Source organism: Haloarcula terrestris (assembly GCF_031624315.1).
In the GTDB taxonomy this organism is placed as follows: domain Archaea; phylum Halobacteriota; class Halobacteria; order Halobacteriales; family Haloarculaceae; genus Haloarcula; species Haloarcula terrestris.
Window position 1 is genome coordinate 40,055 of record NZ_JAMQOM010000006.1, and the last position, 17,561, is coordinate 57,615.

The 17,561-nt window shown below is 62.9% G+C and carries 20 protein-coding genes; 12 read left to right on the forward strand and 8 right to left on the reverse strand.

Annotated features, from left to right (window positions below; genetic code table 11):
- Nucleotides 1–22: 22 nt before the first annotated feature.
- Nucleotides 23–502: a GNAT family N-acetyltransferase gene (locus NDI54_RS14530; RefSeq protein ID WP_310897159.1), complete on the reverse strand. Its 480-nt coding sequence runs from the start codon at nucleotides 500–502 to the stop codon at nucleotides 23–25.
- A gap of 134 nt (nucleotides 503–636) precedes the next feature.
- On the opposite strand from NDI54_RS14530, the gene NDI54_RS14535 reads away from it, so the two are divergent.
- Nucleotides 637–1,731: a DoxX family protein gene (locus NDI54_RS14535; protein WP_310897160.1), complete on the forward strand. Its 1,095-nt coding sequence runs from the start codon at nucleotides 637–639 to the stop codon at nucleotides 1,729–1,731.
- 36 nt (nucleotides 1,732–1,767) lie between these two features.
- Here NDI54_RS14535 and NDI54_RS14540 read toward each other — a convergent pair whose 3' ends face one another.
- On the reverse strand, nucleotides 1,768–2,196 hold the full coding sequence (locus NDI54_RS14540) for a type IV pilin (protein WP_310897161.1): 429 nt from the start codon (nucleotides 2,194–2,196) through the stop codon (nucleotides 1,768–1,770).
- Between the two features lie 90 nt (nucleotides 2,197–2,286).
- Between NDI54_RS14540 and NDI54_RS14545 the strand changes: the two genes are divergently transcribed.
- The 3 genes from NDI54_RS14545 to NDI54_RS14555 all read left to right on the forward strand — a co-directional run bounded on the left by NDI54_RS14545 (nucleotide 2,287) and on the right by NDI54_RS14555 (nucleotide 6,897).
- Nucleotides 2,287–3,138 (forward strand): translation initiation factor eIF-2B, encoded by an 852-nt coding sequence (locus NDI54_RS14545; protein WP_310897162.1) that lies wholly within the window; start codon nucleotides 2,287–2,289, stop codon nucleotides 3,136–3,138.
- Nucleotides 3,139–3,404: 266 nt separating this feature from the next.
- Nucleotides 3,405–5,309, forward strand: a complete 1,905-nt coding sequence (locus tag NDI54_RS14550; RefSeq protein WP_310897163.1) for an ABC transporter ATP-binding protein — start codon at nucleotides 3,405–3,407, stop codon at nucleotides 5,307–5,309.
- A 199-nt stretch (nucleotides 5,310–5,508) separates the two neighbouring features.
- Nucleotides 5,509–6,897: an alkaline phosphatase gene (locus tag NDI54_RS14555; protein WP_310897164.1), complete on the forward strand. Its 1,389-nt coding sequence runs from the start codon at nucleotides 5,509–5,511 to the stop codon at nucleotides 6,895–6,897.
- A gap of 177 nt (nucleotides 6,898–7,074) precedes the next feature.
- Here NDI54_RS14555 and NDI54_RS14560 read toward each other — a convergent pair whose 3' ends face one another.
- Entirely contained in the window at nucleotides 7,075–7,269 is a 195-nt protein-coding gene (locus tag NDI54_RS14560; RefSeq protein WP_310897165.1) for a hypothetical protein, read from the reverse strand.
- Nucleotides 7,270–7,394: 125 nt separating this feature from the next.
- A complete protein-coding gene (locus NDI54_RS14565; protein WP_310897166.1) occupies nucleotides 7,395–8,129 on the reverse strand; it encodes a proteasome assembly chaperone family protein in 735 nt (244 codons plus the stop codon).
- A gap of 77 nt (nucleotides 8,130–8,206) precedes the next feature.
- On the opposite strand from NDI54_RS14565, the gene NDI54_RS14570 reads away from it, so the two are divergent.
- Nucleotides 8,207–9,256, forward strand: a complete 1,050-nt coding sequence (locus tag NDI54_RS14570; RefSeq protein ID WP_310897167.1) for a mechanosensitive ion channel family protein — start codon at nucleotides 8,207–8,209, stop codon at nucleotides 9,254–9,256.
- Here NDI54_RS14570 and NDI54_RS14575 read toward each other — a convergent pair.
- A complete protein-coding gene (locus NDI54_RS14575) occupies nucleotides 9,226–9,672 on the reverse strand; it encodes a universal stress protein (protein WP_310897168.1) in 447 nt (148 codons plus the stop codon). The two genes, NDI54_RS14570 and NDI54_RS14575, sit on opposite strands and share 31 nt — an antisense overlap.
- Nucleotides 9,673–9,704: 32 nt before the next feature.
- On the reverse strand, nucleotides 9,705–11,063 hold the full coding sequence (locus tag NDI54_RS14580; RefSeq protein ID WP_310897169.1) for a bifunctional metallophosphatase/5'-nucleotidase: 1,359 nt from the start codon (nucleotides 11,061–11,063) through the stop codon (nucleotides 9,705–9,707).
- 72 nt (nucleotides 11,064–11,135) lie between these two features.
- On the opposite strand from NDI54_RS14580, the gene NDI54_RS14585 reads away from it, so the two are divergent.
- The 6 genes from NDI54_RS14585 to NDI54_RS14610 all read left to right on the forward strand — a co-directional run bounded on the left by NDI54_RS14585 (nucleotide 11,136) and on the right by NDI54_RS14610 (nucleotide 14,709).
- Complete coding sequence (locus tag NDI54_RS14585) at nucleotides 11,136–11,375, forward strand: DUF5816 domain-containing protein (protein WP_310897170.1); 240 nt, start codon at nucleotides 11,136–11,138, stop codon at nucleotides 11,373–11,375.
- Between the two features lie 124 nt (nucleotides 11,376–11,499).
- On the forward strand, nucleotides 11,500–11,832 hold the full coding sequence (locus tag NDI54_RS14590; protein ID WP_310897171.1) for a DUF7116 family protein: 333 nt from the start codon (nucleotides 11,500–11,502) through the stop codon (nucleotides 11,830–11,832).
- A gap of 24 nt (nucleotides 11,833–11,856) precedes the next feature.
- A complete protein-coding gene (locus tag NDI54_RS14595; RefSeq protein WP_310897172.1) occupies nucleotides 11,857–12,390 on the forward strand; it encodes a mechanosensitive ion channel domain-containing protein in 534 nt (177 codons plus the stop codon).
- 67 nt (nucleotides 12,391–12,457) lie between these two features.
- Complete coding sequence (locus NDI54_RS14600) at nucleotides 12,458–13,372, forward strand: metal-dependent hydrolase (RefSeq protein WP_310897173.1); 915 nt, start codon at nucleotides 12,458–12,460, stop codon at nucleotides 13,370–13,372.
- A gap of 60 nt (nucleotides 13,373–13,432) precedes the next feature.
- The gene (locus tag NDI54_RS14605; protein WP_310897174.1) at nucleotides 13,433–14,053 is read left to right on the forward strand and encodes a hypothetical protein; all 621 of its coding nucleotides are present in this window, start codon (nucleotides 13,433–13,435) and stop codon (nucleotides 14,051–14,053) included.
- Nucleotides 14,050–14,709 carry a hypothetical protein gene (locus NDI54_RS14610; RefSeq protein WP_310897175.1) on the forward strand — a complete coding sequence of 220 codons (660 nt, stop codon included), beginning with the start codon at nucleotides 14,050–14,052 and terminating at the stop codon, nucleotides 14,707–14,709. The genes NDI54_RS14605 and NDI54_RS14610 overlap by 4 nt, the downstream gene beginning before the upstream one ends.
- Before the next feature lie 180 nt (nucleotides 14,710–14,889).
- On the opposite strand, the gene NDI54_RS14615 is transcribed toward NDI54_RS14610, so the two are convergent.
- Nucleotides 14,890–16,335 carry a DUF7282 domain-containing protein gene (locus tag NDI54_RS14615; RefSeq protein ID WP_310897176.1) on the reverse strand — a complete coding sequence of 482 codons (1,446 nt, stop codon included), beginning with the start codon at nucleotides 16,333–16,335 and terminating at the stop codon, nucleotides 14,890–14,892.
- A gap of 612 nt (nucleotides 16,336–16,947) precedes the next feature.
- Here NDI54_RS14615 and NDI54_RS14620 point away from each other — a divergent pair.
- Nucleotides 16,948–17,148, forward strand: coding sequence for a dodecin (locus NDI54_RS14620; RefSeq protein WP_004593332.1), 201 nt, complete (start codon nucleotides 16,948–16,950; stop codon nucleotides 17,146–17,148).
- Here NDI54_RS14620 and NDI54_RS14625 read toward each other — a convergent pair whose 3' ends face one another.
- Nucleotides 17,149–17,523 carry a HesB/IscA family protein gene (locus NDI54_RS14625; RefSeq protein ID WP_310897177.1) on the reverse strand — a complete coding sequence of 125 codons (375 nt, stop codon included), beginning with the start codon at nucleotides 17,521–17,523 and terminating at the stop codon, nucleotides 17,149–17,151.
- Between the last annotated feature and the right edge of the window lie 38 nt (nucleotides 17,524–17,561).

Consider the following 17,561-nt stretch of genomic DNA (forward strand, 5'->3'; position numbering starts at 1 on the left):
AGGTCCCTTGAAAAGCGTTCGCTTAGCTACGCAGGAACTTCGACAGTTTGTCAGTGATCGAGTCCTCGCCGAGTTTGAGGTAGTAGGCGTCGCCGCCGTCCTCATAGTAGTTGTCGATACGCCGCCGGATCTCGAAGCCGATGTGTTTGTAGAAGCCGATGGCCTCCCGGTTCGTCGCCCGGGCGTGGCAGGTCACGCTGCCGTAGTCCTCGGCGACGCGGGCGACGAGTCGCTTGCCGAAGCCGTGGCCCCGGTATTCGTCGTCGACTGCGAGAAAGAGAATGTAGCCGTCGCGGCGAACCGCGGCGAAGCCGATGAGGCGCTCCTCCGACCGGTCGATGTAGAGATAGGTGGTCGACCGTCGGTAGGCGTCACGAAAGAACCCCCGTCGCTGTCGGAGTACCCCGTCGGACTCGCGGATGTCCTCCTTGAGCCGCCACGCCGCGTCGACGTGCTCGTCGTCCCCGCGTTCGACGATCTGTGTTTCGATATTGACGCTCACTGCCGTATAAGTAGTGGAGGCGTGGATATAATTCCACCGCCTACGGAGACGGGCCGCTGGTGGGACCATCGAACGGCTCGGACAGCCCTGAACGGACAAACAGGATTAGGTGCCCTGGACACGAATTCTCAAGCATGGATGCGCGCATACCGAGTATCGCCGGCACTATCGTGCTCGTTCTCACGCTCCTTCCGCGACCCGTGGCGGGACACGTCGACTACGTGACGGAGGGACCGGGAGACGCGCTGGATGCGCTCGATTTCGCGCTGTCCGTCCTTTCGGACCCCCTGAACGCGGCCGTTTTCGGCGTCTCGGGCCTCGCAGTGACCGCCGGCCTTGCGGCGTACCTCTGGGTCCGACCGACGGTCAAAGACATCGTCGTCCTGCGGAACCTCCTCGCGAGCTACGCCGACCTCGTCCCGTGGATGCTCCGGCTGAGCGTGGGGCTACCGCTCGTCGGGGCCGGCTTCCAGGGGTATCTGTTCGCCCCGACGGTGACGTTCGACCCGACACTGAACCCGGTCGTCCGGGCGCTGTTCATCGGACTGGGCTTTACGATCCTGTTCGGGCTGGCGACCCGCATCGTCACCGCAATCGGCCTGGTGACCTACGGCTGGGCGCTGACCGTCGATGTCGGCGTGATTCTCGCTATGGAGTACGTCCCGGCGTTTCTGGCCCTGCTGCTACTGGGCGGTGGCCGCCCGAGCGCGGACCACATGCTCCAGCAGGTCGCCAGCACCGAGGGCACCTACTACGGGCGCGTCGACCCGGTGCATCACCTGAAGGGGTTCCTCGACGCGGCGACAGCGCCGTACCGCGAATACGTCCCGGTCATCGTCCGGGTCGGCATGGGCGTGACCTTCGTCTATCTGGGCCTGATTCAAAAGCTCGCCGAGCCCGGCCAGGCGTTGCTGGTCGTCGAAAAGTACGATCTCACCGCCGTCGTCCCCGTCGACCCCGGCATGTGGGTACTCGGCGCTGGCCTGACCGAGATGCTGGTCGGCCTGGTGTTGATCTTCGGCTTCATGACCCGCGGGGCGGCGGCCGTCTCCTTCGTCCTGTTCACCACGACACTGTTTGGCCTGCCGGACGACCCGGTGCTCGCTCACATCACGCTGTTCGGGATGGCCTCGGCGGTGTTCACGATGGGCGCGGGACCGCTTTCCTTCGATGACTGGTTCGGTCGGCCGGCCGAGACCGACCGTGAGACCGTCGTCTCGGCGGATTGAGCCGGTCCACAGCACTCAGCTGTACGGTGTGCGCCCTCAGTTCGCGCCGTTCCACTGATCCAACTGGGTCCGGTTCCCGCTCGCGTTGTGGTAGATTGTGATCGTGTCCCGTGCGCCCACCCGCCGTTCGTAGGCGTTTCCGCTGCTCAACTGCGCGAGGTCGCCCGGACCGATTGTCGCATCTGGTTCCCGGTTGGCGAGCTTCGCCCAGGTGACTGTTTTGCTCGGCCCCTCGAACTCGATGTTACCGGCTTCGAACTCGTCACCCCGTTCGTGTGTCACGATGAGCAGTTCGTTGCTCTCGACGTAGTCATAGGAGAAGTTCGCCTGCGGGCCGCCGCTGTCGTCATCGATGACGAGGACGTTCAGCCCGACAATCGCCGTCACGAGCAGCGTCAGGCCGATCAGTACGGCGACGCCGATCCCCTCTGTCATCCCGACCGTGTCAGTGCTGAACCGTCCCATAGCCGTCTATCGCCCCTAATGTGAGACGGCGTTAAATGCTGTTCGGCAGCGAGGGGAAGACACATATCGGTTCAACTCACAGCCACCCGTATGATAGACGAGACGGTCGAGGAGATCTCGGAGATGCAGACACACAGTTCCTCCGTGGTCGCGGTCAAAGCCGCCCAGGCGCTCCGGGATCTAACTGACAGGGAGTACCCGACGGTCGAGGACTACCTCCGCTCGCTCAGCCGGAACAGCAACGCCCTGCGGCGGGCGAACCCCTCCCACGCCTCGCTTCACACGACCCAGCACCGGATCGTGAACGCCGTCTCGGACGCAGATCCCGAGGACGTGGCGGCCGCCAAGGAGTTGACCATCGAGGCTATCGACGACGTTATCGACTCGGTGGAGTCGGCGAAGGACCGCGCCGCCGAACGCGCGGTGTCGGAGATCGCCGACGACGACGTGTTGTTGACGCATGACTTCTCCTCGACAGTGCTCGCTGCTATCGACGACGCCATCGAGGCCGGCCACAGCTTCGAGGTGTACGTCACCGAGTCGCGGCCGCGCTTTATCGGCCGGAAGATGGCACGGCACCTCTCCAAACGGGACGGGATCGACGTGACGCTCATCGTCGACGGCGCCGCCGGCCACTTCATGTCACAGGTCGACCGCGTGCTCGTGGGGATGGACTGTATCGTCGACGACACGCTGTACAACCGCATCGGAACCTACCCGATTGCGACGGCCGCCGCGGACAACGACGTGCCGGTGACGGTCGTCGGGGCCGCCGCGAAGTACGTCGACGGGGCCTTCGCCTTCGAAAACGAGATCCGATCACCGTCTGAAGTGCTCCGGGAACCCGCAGACGGCTTCGAGGTCGCGAACCCGGCCTACGACGCCACGCCGACGTACCTGCTGGATACGGTCGTCACTGACGACGAGATACACGAATACTGACGGGCTGGTCCGGTCTTTTCGCGGTAAGGAGGCGGTTCCCTGAAAACGGGGCCGTCATACAACTGCTGGCTATCCAATCGAACCAGTCAGTGTCGGACAGCTACCGGCCGTATCGTTGCTACCGCCACAAAACCGAGGAGCGTCCCCTGAGAGACACAGACGATATAGCGACCACGGGCTCTGTCTGCTGCGTTGCTCGGAAGTAGCGCCCACAATTTGACCGCTCCGTCCAGCACCCTGATACCGGTGGAGGACCGAACGGGGACATGAGCGACCGGCAACTGGGTCCCGAGTCCGGGACGGGCAACGTCGTCTGGCGACTCTACACTGAATACGCCGACGAGGGCCGCCGGTACGCCGTTCTCGGGACTGTCGCGACGCTCGTCGGTCGGGCACTGGGACTGTTGCCGGCACTGGTGATCGGGCTTGCCGTCGACGCCATCTTCCTGGGCGAACGCGCGTACGCACTGCCGTTCGTCCCCGCCGGACTGATCCCTGCGGCCCCGGTCGGCCAGCTGTACTTCTCTATCGTGCTCCTCCTCGTCGCGACAGGCGGTGGCGCGGTCGCGTCGTGGGTCGAAGACTGGGGGTGGAGTGTGTTCGCCCAGCGGGTCCAGCGCTCGCTCCGCGTCGACGCCTACGACGCACTGCAGGACCAGGAGCTCGCGTACTTCACCCGCCGCCGAACGGGCGACCTGATGTCGGTTCTGAATAACGACGTTAACGCACTGCAGACGTTTCTGGAAGACGGGCTGAGTGCAATCGTGTGGATTCTGGCGACCGTCGGCGGCATCAGCGTCATCCTGATCGGGCTCAACCCCACACTGACCGCGGTCGCGCTGTTGCCCATCCCCCTTTTGGCCCTGTTTACGCTCGTCTTCACCCGGGTCGTCGAGCCCCGCTATCTCGCCGTCCGCGAGGAAATCGGAGACTTAAACGCCCGGCTGGAGAACAGCGTCTCCGGCATCGAGGTTGTCAAAACCCAGAGCGCCGAGCGGTTCGAAACGGACCGGGTGCGGGCGGCCTCGGACAGCTATCTTCGGGCCAGCCTGGCGGCCATCCGCGTGCGCATCACTTACTTCCCGGGATTGAACCTCATCTCCGGTATCGGGTTCGCAATCACCTTCCTCGTGGGCGGACTGTGGGTCCTCGGTGCTGCGCCGCTGGGGGTGGCGGGAACGCTCACACCCGGCGCGTTCGTCACCTTCGTCATCTACGCGCAGCAGTTCATCTGGCCCATAATCAGGCTCGGAGACGTTGTCGACGACTACGAACGCGCGAAGACTGCCGGCCGCCGTGTCGATGAGCTACTCGCCCGCAGCCCAACCGTGGCCGACAGCGCTACGGCGAGCGATCTGACCGTTTCCGAGGGGGCCGTCGCGTTCGATGCTGTCACGTTCGCATACGGCGAGGATGCCGTGCTCCACGATATTGATGTCGCAGTCGCGGGCGGTACGACTGTCGGCGTCGTGGGACCGACCGGCGCGGGCAAGTCGACGCTGTTGAAACTGCTCCCGCGCCTATACGACGCCGACGAGGGCACAGTCAGCATCGACGGGCAGAACGTTCGCGAGGTGCGTCTGCAGAGTCTCCGGAGCGCCATCGGCTACGTCAGCCAGGACCCGTTTCTGTTCTACGGGACGGTCGCGGAGAACATCCGCTACGGGACGTTCGATGCGACTGACGCCGAGATCGAAGCGGCCGCCGAGCGAGCACAGGCCGGGGAGTTCATCCGAAACCTTCCCGACGGCTTCGACACGATGGTCGGTGAGCGGGGGGTGAAACTGTCCGGCGGCCAGCGCCAGCGCCTCGCGATCGCCCGGACGATGCTCAAAGACCCGGACCTGTTGATACTCGATGAAGCCACGAGCGCGGTGGATACGGAGACGGAGGCCCTGATCCAGGCGAGTCTCCAGGAGTTCGCCGCTGACCGGACAACCTTCGTCATCGCCCATCGGCTGTCGACGATCCGCAACGCCGACCGGGTTCTCGTTCTCGACGACGGTCGCGTCGTCGAGGACGGCACCCACACGGGACTCCTTCAAGCGGACGAGTTGTACGCCAACCTCTGGCGGGTCCAGGTCGGTGACATCCAATCGCTTCCCAAGGCGTTTCTCGAACGAGCCCGTGAACGTCAGTCAGCCATTGTTCGGGACGGTGAGAATAACTGACTCCCAGACGGCGTTCGCATCAGCAGCGCCTCCTGCTTGTGTAGCCGTTAGCGGGCTGTCCTCCGTATCGAAACCGAGGTCTTCGTAGTAGAGTAGATGGCCGTTTCGGGAGTATGGACCGATAGCACGTAACAAATGCTACATGTCCGTGACCGGGTGAACGTCTGGCACTAAATACTACTGTTGTTACAGGTCAGTTGTGAAGAAATTCAAGCAAAAGGATAATTCAGCGCACCGAAAAGCGACGCAACCCGAACAGGAACATGCCTCCCCTGATAGACAAACTGAAAACAGTCTCTCACGACGAAAAGTGCTGCAGGGGCTCACGGCAGTTGCCGGGGCGGGCTTCTTTTCCGGAGGTGGTCTCGGAACGGTCGCAAGCAGTCAGACTGCCCCGGACATACTCCTCGTCGTTGGCGACGGGCAAGGCCCGAATCAGCTGAAAGCAGGTCGTGGGCTCAAGGCATATCGAGACGGAAGCTCGGGGTTCAATGCCTCGCTACAGGTAGATCGGCATGCTGAGTCGGGCCAAGCCACGACAACAAACGCCTCTGGAGGAATTACTGACTCGGCCGCCGCGGCGACCGCAATGTCGACTGGATTCAAGACAAAAAACGGCGTTATCGGCGGCGTGATAGACAGCAGTGGTCGATTCGTCCCGAAAGAGACCGTGCTTGAACGCGCGAAGAAGGCCGGCTACAAGACGGGGCTAGTGACGACATCGGCACTAACAGATGCGACACCAGCGGCCTTCGGTGCACACACGGCGAGTCGGTCAAACCAGACAGAAATCGCCCGACAATACATTCGGGAGACCGGTGTGGATGTCTTGCTGGGGGGTGGGAAAAAATACTTCAGCAGTACTCTACGGGACCAGGCGAAGGCTGCTGGATACAACTACGTCACTACCGCGAGCGGGCTTGCGGGCCTCTCGGGAGCAGGAAAAACGCTCGGGCTGTTCGCGACAGATTCGATGGGCGGGACGATTTCGCGGTCCAATTCAGCGACGAGTCAGCCGAATATGGACCTACTGGTCAAAAAGGCAAGACAACGCCTGGGGACGGGCAAGTCCTTCCTCCTGATAGAAAACGAGCACATCGATACGTACGGCCACAGTAACTGGGCCGGTCTCCCCCACGACGTGTTGGAACTCGACACTGCGGGGACCAAACAGGCGCTTGATGCCGCAGACGGTAGTACGCTGGTGATTACAACAGGTGACCACGAAACTGGTGGGCTCTCGTTCACAGCCTCTCCGAAATTCAATGTCGTAGATAGCTTGGTAGCCAGTGATACAACGCTGCGGAATCGGCTAGCACAGGTGGACGGCGATACGGCTCTCATTCGGGCCGTTGTTGCGGACGGAACTGGCATCTCTGATTTGACGACCCTCGAAATCGAATCATTGAAAGCTAATTCGGGGAACATCCGCCGAATCGTTGCTAACAGAGCCGGTCTCAGGTGGTCGACAACGCAACACACGAAAACCAAAGTCCCGGTATTTGCGACTGGACCCAGTGCATCGTCACTACAGGGCGAAAAGACCCTTACAGACATAGCGAAGGTGATGCGGTCTGTCGTCTCTTAATACAGGCTAACGACTCGATTAACGCTGGCCCGACCAACGTTTCTGAAAGTCTCTCGATGCACTGACCAGCCGATTCGAGCAGCGCCGCTGAAATAGCTGCTGTACGCGGTTTTTGATGACTGCAGTAATAAGGACAGAGTTCGCTGGGCGGATAGGATAGCTGTGCCGACAGTGGCCCTACCGCTGTTGGACGACGGTGTCACACTCCGGACACCGAAGCCGCAAACGGTTCTCGGTTCCTTCGACTGTCCAGTCGCCCGTCACTGCGCTCTCGTGACCGCAGTCGGGACAGAACAGCGCGCTCTTGGACCGCGTCCGCGGTGGCGGGTCAGAATCGACTGCGCCGCGCGTATAGATTTCGGTGGAGGTCATCAGAGAAAAGAACGCGCTGTACGCTGAAAAACCTGTCGGCAGAATGTTTGATTGTTAACCCACAATGTGGAATTATCGTTTATTTTTGACGTATATACTCGACCATTCGTAGTATATTTTGCGTTTTACATATACATTCGGTCATCCGACGGCTGGTCGGTGTTGGCTGCTTCCATCCGCTCTGCGAGTGCTTTGTAGTGGGCCTCGATGTTCGCGGCGAAGGCCTCTAGCGGACCGGTGTCGGTCTCGATTGCGTGGGTCTCTTGCAGCGCGGTGAGCAGTCTGATCGCGGCCGCGGCGTCGGGCGCTTGCGGGTGGGTCGGTGTCGTGAACACGCCGGTCGGACGCTCGTCGTCGATACCTCGGGCGACAAGCTCCGCGCTCAATCCTTCGAGGAAGCCGTTGCCCATCGGCCTGATGTCGGTGTCGTCGAGATACGCCTCTTGATAGGCCGGTGTTGCGATGTAGAACGGGGCGTGGTCGTCCGGGCCGTGTGCGATTGGGACGCCGGTGAGCATCGTAATGTTCGAAACGTCCAGTTTTCGCCCGGCAGTCGCGACGGCCTCGGCCAGCGACCCGGCCTGGGCTGGCAGCACGAACCGTTCCCCAACCACCACGGCAAACGACGCTTCCTCGTCGGCGTACAGCCGCGTGTGGTGTCTCGGCGTCCCGTTCTCGAAGGGGGTGATAAACGGCGGCCCCGGCGTCCGCAGGTGCCCGATCTCGCGCATCGAGTGCTGGTCGGTCAGATAATCGACGGCCGTGAGCCCGGCCAGGCCGTACTCCGAGACGCCAACCGCTAAGGTGTCGACCGGTGGTCGGTCGTCCGAAAGAACCACAGAGATGTCATCTGGAGACATATCGTAGCGAACGGGCGGCGGGGGCTAAGTAGTTCGGGAGGGGAACCCTTTTCTCGTGGCGGCGTCGAATCCCTGTCATGCGTTTTGGCCCTGTCTGGCCGTTACAGACACCCACACCGACGCCGACCGAAACCGCGACGGACGTGGCCACTGACATCGGTGGTCTGCTCCCGTTCGAGATTCCGATGTGGGTGGCGAACATCGGAGAGTCCCTGATCGTCATCGCGCTGGCAGTTGTCGTCTCTAGACTGCTCGTCCGCCTGCTCGGCCGACGCGTCGCCCAGCAGTTCCGGCGGCCGAGTCTCACCCGGACAGCGCTGCGCGGCATTCGCGTCACCGTGTACCTTTTCGGGTTACTGACCATCCTGAACATCTACGGCCTGCGACTGACCGACATCGGCCTGTCCGTCGCTATCTTTTCGGCCGTGGTCGGTGTCGTGCTGGCCCCGATCCTCGGGAGCTTCATCTCCGGGGTGTTCCTGCTGGCCGACCAGCCCTACGAGATCGGCGACATGATCGAACTCGTCGACACCGGCCAACAGGGGTTCGTTGAGGACATCACGCTCCGGCACACGAAGATGTTCACGCTCGACAACACGTTTCTCGTCATCCCCAACGGGGAGATCCGACAGCGGGATGTCGTCAACTACTCCGCGGAAGACTCACGGACACGCCTTCGACTCGACGTGTTGGTCACCTACGAGAGCGACATCGCCGTCGCACGGAGCCTCATCGAGGAAGCCGCCAGAGAGGTCGACAACGTCATCTCCGGCGGGCCGAACATCCGCGTCGGCGCGGCCCGGTACCCCGCATCGCCGACGGTGTACATCAACGAGTTCGCCGACCACGGCGTGTTGCTGACGCTCCGGTACTGGATCACAGAGCCATACAAACTGCTCGCCGCCCGCTCGCGCGTCCAGACGAACCTTTGGCGACGGCTCGAGGGCGTGAATGTCGAGATCGCCTACCCGCACTCGCATCTGTACTTCGACGACACCAGTGGCGAAATGAACGTCTCGCTCAACAACGGACTTGAGAGCCTGGACGGCGTCGACCGGCCCCACACGGCGACCGGCGACGCGCCCGTGTCACCCGCTCAAGACCCCGACGAGTTCGCCGACGAGTGATGCGTCGACTGTGCGTCCGGCTGGACGGTGACGATCTCGCAGTCGAGTTCCTCGCGGAGGAACTGTTCGACATCAGGGTCATCGACTAGCCGCCGGATCATCTGTCGCCAGCGGCTCGCCTGCTTGCTCCCGATGACGACGATATCAGCGTCCTGTGCGGCCACCTCGTCGAGAATCGTCTCTTCGACCAGCATCCCCGACCGGACGACGTATCGCGTCCGGGGGACGTGACCGAACGACTGCTCGACGGCGCGTTTGAGTTCCGTCCGGTCGACCCGGTGGCTGTTCTGATAGAGATTGACGTGTAACACGGTGAGGTCCGCGTCTTCCTCGTCGGCGATCTGAATGGCCTCAGCGAGCGTGGCTCGGGAGTTCTCGGAGAGCGGGTATCTGACCGGGACGACGACCTGTGGCATCGGCGAAACGTACCGTGCCGAGGTTTAAATCGCTAGCGGCGAGTGAGCCGCCCGTCGACGGCCGGGGCGATGTCCGTCTCCCGAACGTAGTCGGCCAGCGCCTCGTACTGCACCGCAGCGACGCTGACCCGGTGGGATTCGGTCAACACCGGGAACTCTAGCTCCGTGTAGTAGAGGTAGTTACTCGTCGCGAGCGTGTACGTCTCGGCGTCACGGACCGGTTGGCCGTCCACCCGCAGCCGCTCGATGGTTTGCGTGTCGTCGTTCCAGACCAGTTCGACGCCGCTGAAGTGGGCGTGCCACCAGTCCGACTCCCCGAAGTCGACCTGCTGCCCGCTGCCCTGCTGACACAGCGTCCGGAGTTCCGCGCCCGTCAGTTCGGCGACGGTCAGGGGCTCCTCGAAGGGAACGATCGACATCAGGTCAGCGACCGTCAGCGCCCCAGTCAGCGGAACCGTGTCGTTCCGGAGGCCACCGCTGTTCTGGAGCCCCACGTCCGCGCCTGTCGCCCACCGGTACGCGTCCGCGACGAGGTTCCCGAGCCGACACTCGCCGCCGTAGATGGTCGCCTGGCTCCGGTCCAGTGGCTCTTCGACGTGGCCGACGACCTCGTCCAGCCCCGCTTCGGCGAGCCTGTCCTCGATAGCCGCCGCGACGCGACCGTCGACGGGACCCGCTGCGGTCTCGCGGAACTGTGCAGTCGGTTCGGTCCCGCCGAGGTCGACATCGACGACGGCCCCGCCGTTGGCTCCCGGTCTGGTGAGTAAGGTTCCGGCCACGCGGTCGATGCGACGCTCGTGGACGTGCCCGCCGAGAATTACGTCCACGTCACAGGCACGGGCCAGTTGCTCGTCGGTGCGTCCCAGATGGGACAGCACGACGACCACATCGGCCCCGTCCTCTCGAAGTGCCGTGACCGCTTCGGCGACGGCCTCGATAGGGTCCGTAAACGAGAGCGTACTCGCTTGCGGGTTGGCCGACGCCGTGTCGGGGTCGGTCACGCCGACGAAGCCAATCTGCTGCCCATCGACAGTCCGACTCGCCCACGGCCGGGTCAATCGCCGGGCGAAGCGGTCGCCGTCCCGTTCGACGTTCGCGGTCAGCCACGTCTGGGGGGATGTGGCGATGATGTCCCGCGTGGCGTCGAGTCCGTGATCGAAGTCGTGATTGCCAAGCGTCTCGAAGGCGGGCGTCAGCGCGGTAAAGAGGTCCAGGGACTGCGCGCCGTCTGTGACCAGCGACAGCACCCCGGGGCCGGTGTTGTCCCCAGTGCCGACCACCAGCGTGTCCGGGCCGTCAGCGGCGGCCACCGTCCCCGCGAACCGCCCGATGCGCTCGGGTGTGTCGTAGGCCTTCTCCAGGTCGGAGTAGTGAACGATCCGGGGACTCACACCCACAGTGCAAGGGAACCAGCCACAAATGGCTTCCGCAGTGATTTAGCCGCTGGCCTGTCATGACTACGTATGGACGCACTCGAAGGTCCGGACGGCGAGACGCTGTATGTCGACAGGAGCGACGGCGACATCGGCACGAAAGGCGCGTTTCACGTCGTCTACCGCGATGCCGACCACGAACGCCGCTGGGGCTACTTCTGTAGCAACTGCGAGACGTTCAACAACGCCATGGACTCGATGGGACGCATCCGCTGTAACGACTGCTCGAACCTCCGCAAGGCCGAGGAGTGGGACGCCGCCCACGAGTAGCGCCGGCTCTGTGTCGGACTGGCCGACCGAGGCCCTGAACCCCTTTGCTCGTCTCCCTACCGGAACTATCAGCTGAGTGGATAGTGGGAACGTTTATGAGACAGCCAGTGGTACTGGTTCTCAGATGGGGGCCGTTACCACATCACTCGACGAGCAGGCCCGGTCGATATTCGACGATCTCGGATACACCGTGTCGCGCACTGGTACCGAACTGCAAGCGGAACGCGGCTGGCGCGTCGTCACCGTCTCGGTGCTCGACTCGCGGGACCCGATACCCGACGGCGGCGAGTTGCGCTGTTTCGTCACACGCACCGGCGAAGCGACGCATCTCAGCCGCCGTCTCGACCGGCGGGACGTATCGTACGACTGGGCCGTCATCGGCGTCACCGAAGACGGCGACTACGAAGTGGTCCGGCACCCCGGCGACACAGCCGTACCGCCCGACACCAACACTTAGGGGGCTCTCCGTCCACCATCCGGCGTGCAAGTCGGTGTTATCAATCGAGCGCTCGAACAGCTAGTCTCGAACGTCGTCGACGCGCTCCCGCGTCTCATAACCGCGTTCGTCTTTCTCGCGGTCGCGACGGTGGGTATCAAAGCCATCATGTTCGTCGTGCGGGCCGTTCTGAAGCGGTCGCTGCCCGGCGAATCGCCCGTCTATCGGCAGTTCCTCGGCGTCATCGTGCTCGTGTTCCTGTGGTTCGGCGTGGCGCTTTCCTTCCTCTCTATCGTCGGCCTGACTGCCATCGCCGCGTCGCTGGGCACAGCGACGGGGTTCCTCGCGCTCGGGGTCTCCTACGCGCTCTCGGAGATGATTAAAGACGCCGTCGCGGGCGTGTACCTCCTCCGGGACCCGGACTTCAACCCCGGCGACACTATCAAAGCCGGCGATACCACCGGCGAAGTGGCCGCCATCGAACTCCGGAAGACCCGGTTCCGGGTCGACGGCGATACTGTCGTCAGAGCCAACGCAGCCATCGAAGAACGCTGGACGAAAGTCGAATCCGGGTCCTGAGCGGAACCAAGCGCCGCGCTACCCGTTCACACGCGATATTTAAGCCTATCGCTATCGTACCAGACGTATGTTCGTCGGGCACGCGTTATTTGCGTTCGCCCTCGGAGCCCTCGCCGCCCGGTGGCTGGGGCTCTCCCGCGAGCGAGCGGTCCAGTTAGGTGTCGTCGCCGGCCTGTTCGCCGCAGCGCCCGACGCCGACATCGTCTACGCTCCGTTCGGGCTGCTCGTCGGAGCCGCCGAGAACCTGACGGCGGACGGCTTCTGGGAGACCGCGAACGTCGTCCACCGCGGGCCGACCCACTCGCTCGTGCTAGGGACGGCACTCGCCGTCGCGGCCGGGCTCTGGTCGACCGAATCACAGCCTGCCAGAATCGCGTCGCTGGCTATCGGCGTGGCACTCGTCGCGGTGACGGGCGTACTCAGCGGCCCCGTCGCGGCACTCGTAACGGTCGTGTTCGTCGCAGCCGCGCTTGCCATCGCTACGTTCGCGGTCTCCCGCGATATCAGTCCGCGGACGGTGGCTGCGCTGGCGCTTCTGGGACTGCTCACCCACCCGTTCGGTGACCTCTTTACCGGCGGCCCGCCGCCGTTCCTCTACCCCTTCGACGTGACGCTCGTCGCCGAGCGGGTGCTACTCCACCCCGACCCGACCACGCACCTCCTGGCGGCGTTTGCCATCGAACTCGCAACGGTCTGGCTCGCAGTGTGGACCTACGTCCACCTCCGCGGGTACACGCTGACCGAACTCGTCCGGCCGCGGGCGGCGCTGGGAATCGGCTACGCGGCGGCCGTTCTGTTCCTGCCCGCGCCGACGCTCGAACGGTCGGCGCACTTCGTGTTCAGCGTCCTCGCGCTGGGCGTCATCGGGGCTCCGGTCCGGCCGTTCAGCCACGGCGTCGACTGGCTGGAGACGGTCGTGACGGGGCTTGCGGCGGTGACTATCGCCGCGCTCGCGTACGCGATGGCGTATGGCGCTATCTGACGGAGCCACGTCATCCCTGGCGGTCGATAGGGTTTTTTGAATCGCGTCACTCCACGTGGTATGAGCCGAGACGTTACACAGTTGGTCCGGGACAGGCGTGTCAACGCGCTCGCGGCGTGGTGTATCGTCGTCATGCTCGCCGCTGTCTCGGTGACGAGTGCCGGTCAGGGCGACCTGTTGTGGGCCGGGTTCGCGGCCGCCGTCGCCGCACTGGCGCTGTTTCCACCGGTCCTGCTTTTCAACCGGTACGCGATGCTCCCCTGGGAAATTCTCCTGTTGGCGGCGTTGCCCGTGGTCGGCCGCCTGTTCGCGACCTTCTCGATGACCGGGAACCTCGCGACCTATCTCTCGGTCGCCGCCATCGCGCTCATTCTCGCCGTCGAACTCCAGCTGTTTACGCCCGTTCGGATGACCCCCCGGTTCGCCGTCGTCTTCGTCGCGATCACCACGATGGCGACCGCCGGCGTCTGGGCGGTCGTCCGCTGGGTGGCCGACCAGTTCCTCGGGACCACCTTCATCCTCGATCCGTCGGTGTCCGAGCACGTCATCGAGGAGGCGCTGATGTGGGAGTTCGTCGCGTCGACTATCGCCGGCGTCGGGGCCGGCGTGGTCTTCGCGTACTACGTGCGCCAGCAGGTCGGGACCAACCGCGTCCCCGAGGAGGTGCGGCCGGACGCATGAGGGTGCGCGACCGCCTGAGCGTCAGTACGGCCACACAACAACTGCTCTCGCGGGTGCTGTCGTTCGCGCTTGTCGGCCTGCTTGCGGTCGGTATCGAGCGGGGCAACGTCGGCATCATCGTCAACTCCGCCGTCGCTATCGCGGTGACGCAGCTTCCGGCGCTGCTGGAGCGGGACTACGACATCGTCCTCGACCCGGCGCTGACGCTGTGGATTACCTCGGCCGCGTTCTTCCACGCCCTCGGAACTGTGGGTCTCCCCGGGGCCGAGGAGAACTTCTACGTCACTATCTGGTGGTGGGACCACTTCACCCACGCCCTCTCATCGTCGGTCGTCGCCGCGGTCGGCTACACGACCGTCCGTGCGCTCGACGAGCACACCGACGAGATATCGATTCCATCGCGGTTCATGTTCGTGTTCCTGCTGCTGTTCGTGATGGCCTTCGGCGTGTTCTGGGAAGTCATCGAGTTCTCGATCACGCTGGCCGCATCGGCGACGGGCAACGACACGATTCTGACACAGTTCGGCCTCAGCGACACGATGCTCGATCTGGTGTTCGACGCCATCGGCGCGATCATCGTGGCTATCTGGGGGACCGCCCACCTCACCGGCGTGGTCGGGCACGTCGAGACGTGGCTCGAACGGCAGTCGCAGTGACCAAGCCGTGTTTTTACGGCGTCCCTGGCCACAGACGTGGCATGGACGGCAATAGACCCCTAATTCGAAGGCGGCTGCCAAGTCGTGAACGGAGACGCGTCTCGATGCGGTAGGCTCCCGACCAGGGCCGCCGTTATTTGTCTGTCCTGGTCGGGTCTCGAATCGGTCCGTTGGCGCGGGTTATACTTCCGTCTCAGTCTCCGTCGGCTCCTCGACTTCCGTTGGTTCCTCAGTCTCGGTCGGTTCTTCTGTTTCAGTCGGTTCCTCAGTTTCCGTGGGCTCCTCTGTATCCGTTGGTTCTTCAGCTTCAGTCGGTTCTTCAGTTTCCGTGGGCTCCTCAGTCTCAGTCGGTTCCTCAGTTTCTGTTGGTTCTTCAGTTTCGGTCGGTTCCTCGGTCGCGGTCGGTTCCTCAGTGTCCGTTGGCTCCTCTGTATCCGTCGGTTCTTCAGTTTCGGTCGGTTCCTCAGTCTCAGTCGGCTCTTCTGTCTCAGTTGGCTCCTCTTCCGGCGGCTCCTCACCCGTCGTCTCGACAGTTATCAAGGCTGACTGCCCGAAGTCGCGGGTAAAGACGCTGTGGATGTACGTCCCCGGACTGACGCCGGTCGCATCGACCTGGAACTCAACCATCGAACTCTCCCCGGCGTCGAGGGAAACGTCCTGTGCCTCAACGAGAGTGCCCTGGAGTCGGAACTCGACGGCCTGCTCGCTGGCGAACGCGTTGGGGTTGGTTACATTCGCGGTCACCGTGAACTCGCTCCCGACGGAGACGGTGTCAGGAGCCGAGAGGTCCGATACCTCGAAGGACTGGACCTCATCGACGATCTGGACCTGTCCCGGTGCCCCATCCGACTGCGTGTACACGCCGTGGAAGTAGCTTCCAGTTTCGATGGATGAGGAATTGAGGGCGTACGAGAGCGTGGTCGACTCTCCGCCAGCGAGTTCGATCTGGTCGCGTGCGACCACTTCGCCATCGAATCGGAACACCACTTCCTGCACGTCAGTCACGGTGTTCGGGTTCGTGATCGTCGCGTTGACCGTCACCGTATCACCCTGTGCGACGCTCGGCGGTGCCGAGAAGTTCGACACGGTGTAAGATTCGCCCTCCACAGCACCATCGCGTTCGACAGTGACGTTGGCCGCGTCGGTGACTGCCGCCCCGTCAACCACGTAGGGGCCGTCGGCCGCGCCGTCCGTGGCGACGAAGTCGTACGTCCCGTTGGCGTTGGTGTCCTCGTGTGGCATCGCGATCAGCGTGTCGTTTTCCGACAGTTCGTCGCTGTCGAACTCCGCACCGGGGACATCGAACAGCGTGATTTCAACGTTCTCGTACTCGCCCGGTTCGAGGTACTCACTCACGCCGATCACGCTCCCGACGACGTTACCCTCGAGCAGGCTGCTGTCGTGTATTGCGACGAAGCCGCCGTCAGAGACGTTCACCGAGTCGACGGTGACAGTGTTTCCCGCCGTCGTTTGGTCGGAGAACGTGACCGTCGCGGCTGCGGCGTTCCCCGCGTTCCCCGCCTGTTGCAGGGACGCGCCGCTGGCCAATCCGAACGCGATTGTAGACGATACTAGCAACAGCAGTACCATCGAGACTGCTGTGAGTTTCCTGCTCTGTGTGTGCATTTCACTTGGAAGAAGTGTCACACCGTCTAATAATGCGATAATGCTTCACGCACTGACATAGCAGTTCATTTGGATTACCGAACGTAGCTAGCTGCTACCACAGCGGTAGGTCCGGTACGACTCTCGGCCAGTGACAATCACCGAGTAAGTTTACTGAACCGACCTGTCCATCGCAACACCGGCAATACCCGACACGGTCTTGGAGATGGCGTTCAATCCCTTCTATAGTGCTGCTACGATGCTGTATTGAGAGTATACCGCCCCAGAATGTCAATTAAATGTGTAGTTTAAATAGATAGATGGCCATAAATGGAATATAAATTATGGGTTTGGGTTCGGCATCACCCGCCGCGTACTCGTCGAGTCGTCCGAGCGGGACTCACACGAGTATGTCGGCTAGCTGTGGGTGTGACAGTTGTGATACAAATCAAAAATCGGTGGCTGCCATCCTTGAGATAGGCACGAACCGAAACAAAACTACTGTGGGCAACTGGCACGCGATCTATCCGTGATTTCCTCGCTAACTTATATCAGTTTTCGAATAGACGATCCAGACGGGGCAGCCGCACTTGACAGCGGGGACTGCCCAGACGCAACACGGTGCATTCACCTATGGTATTCAAGAAAATCACGCTCATCGGGACGAGTTCGGAAAGCTTCGACAAAGCCGCTGACGACGCCATCGAGCGCGCAGAGGCAACACTAGACAACCTCAAATGGGTCGAGGTCGAGGAGCTCGGCGTCGAGATCGCCGGCGTCGAGGGTCGGGAGTACCAGGCAGAAGTCGTCGTGGCGTTCGAACTCGAAGAGTAGCTACGTCCGGAAGGACTCGCCACAGCCGCATTCACTGACCACGTTCGGGTTCTGAACGTGGAACCCGGCCCCCTGCAGGCCGCCCTCGTAGTCCAGTACCGACCCTTCAATGTAGTCGATGCTGGCGTCGTCGACGAACACGCGCAGGCCGTTGCGCTCGAAGATCTCGTCGTCGTCTTCGGGCTCGTGCTCGAACCGCATCCCGTAGGAGAGGCCGGCACAGCCGCCCTGTTGGACGTATAAGCGAAGCCCGGACTCCGCGATGTCCATCCCCTCGCTTTCGAGGAGGTCCAGTGCCTCCGCCGCCGCCTGCTCGGTGACGGCCACGTCTTCGCCCCCGAGTTCGGGGTCGCCGTCGTCCGCTGTGCTACTCATACAGTTACGTGGACGCCCGAACGTGTTAACAGTGACGC

Bases quoted from the DNA above. Each gene is read 5' to 3' on its own strand.
- NDI54_RS14605 (WP_310897174.1), top strand. From the start codon at position 13,433: ATGAGCCGAGACGTTACACAGTTGGTCCGGGACAGGCGTGTCAACGCG.
- NDI54_RS14550 (WP_310897163.1), top strand. From the start codon at position 3,405: ATGAGCGACCGGCAACTGGGTCCCGAGTCCGGGACGGGCAACGTCGTC.
- NDI54_RS14625 (WP_310897177.1), bottom strand. From the start codon at position 17,523: ATGAGTAGCACAGCGGACGACGGCGACCCCGAACTCGGGGGCGAAGAC.
- NDI54_RS14615 (WP_310897176.1), bottom strand. From the start codon at position 16,335: ATGCACACACAGAGCAGGAAACTCACAGCAGTCTCGATGGTACTGCTG.
- NDI54_RS14565 (WP_310897166.1), bottom strand. From the start codon at position 8,129: ATGTCTCCAGATGACATCTCTGTGGTTCTTTCGGACGACCGACCACCG.
- NDI54_RS14570 (WP_310897167.1), top strand. From the start codon at position 8,207: ATGCGTTTTGGCCCTGTCTGGCCGTTACAGACACCCACACCGACGCCG.
- NDI54_RS14545 (WP_310897162.1), top strand. From the start codon at position 2,287: ATGATAGACGAGACGGTCGAGGAGATCTCGGAGATGCAGACACACAGT.
- NDI54_RS14535 (WP_310897160.1), top strand. From the start codon at position 637: ATGGATGCGCGCATACCGAGTATCGCCGGCACTATCGTGCTCGTTCTC.
- NDI54_RS14590 (WP_310897171.1), top strand. From the start codon at position 11,500: ATGGGGGCCGTTACCACATCACTCGACGAGCAGGCCCGGTCGATATTC.
- NDI54_RS14585 (WP_310897170.1), top strand. From the start codon at position 11,136: ATGGACGCACTCGAAGGTCCGGACGGCGAGACGCTGTATGTCGACAGG.
- NDI54_RS14610 (WP_310897175.1), top strand. From the start codon at position 14,050: ATGAGGGTGCGCGACCGCCTGAGCGTCAGTACGGCCACACAACAACTG.
- NDI54_RS14600 (WP_310897173.1), top strand. From the start codon at position 12,458: ATGTTCGTCGGGCACGCGTTATTTGCGTTCGCCCTCGGAGCCCTCGCC.
- NDI54_RS14620 (WP_004593332.1), top strand. From the start codon at position 16,948: ATGGTATTCAAGAAAATCACGCTCATCGGGACGAGTTCGGAAAGCTTC.
- NDI54_RS14560 (WP_310897165.1), bottom strand. From the start codon at position 7,269: ATGACCTCCACCGAAATCTATACGCGCGGCGCAGTCGATTCTGACCCG.
- NDI54_RS14575 (WP_310897168.1), bottom strand. From the start codon at position 9,672: ATGCCACAGGTCGTCGTCCCGGTCAGATACCCGCTCTCCGAGAACTCC.
- NDI54_RS14540 (WP_310897161.1), bottom strand. From the start codon at position 2,196: ATGGGACGGTTCAGCACTGACACGGTCGGGATGACAGAGGGGATCGGC.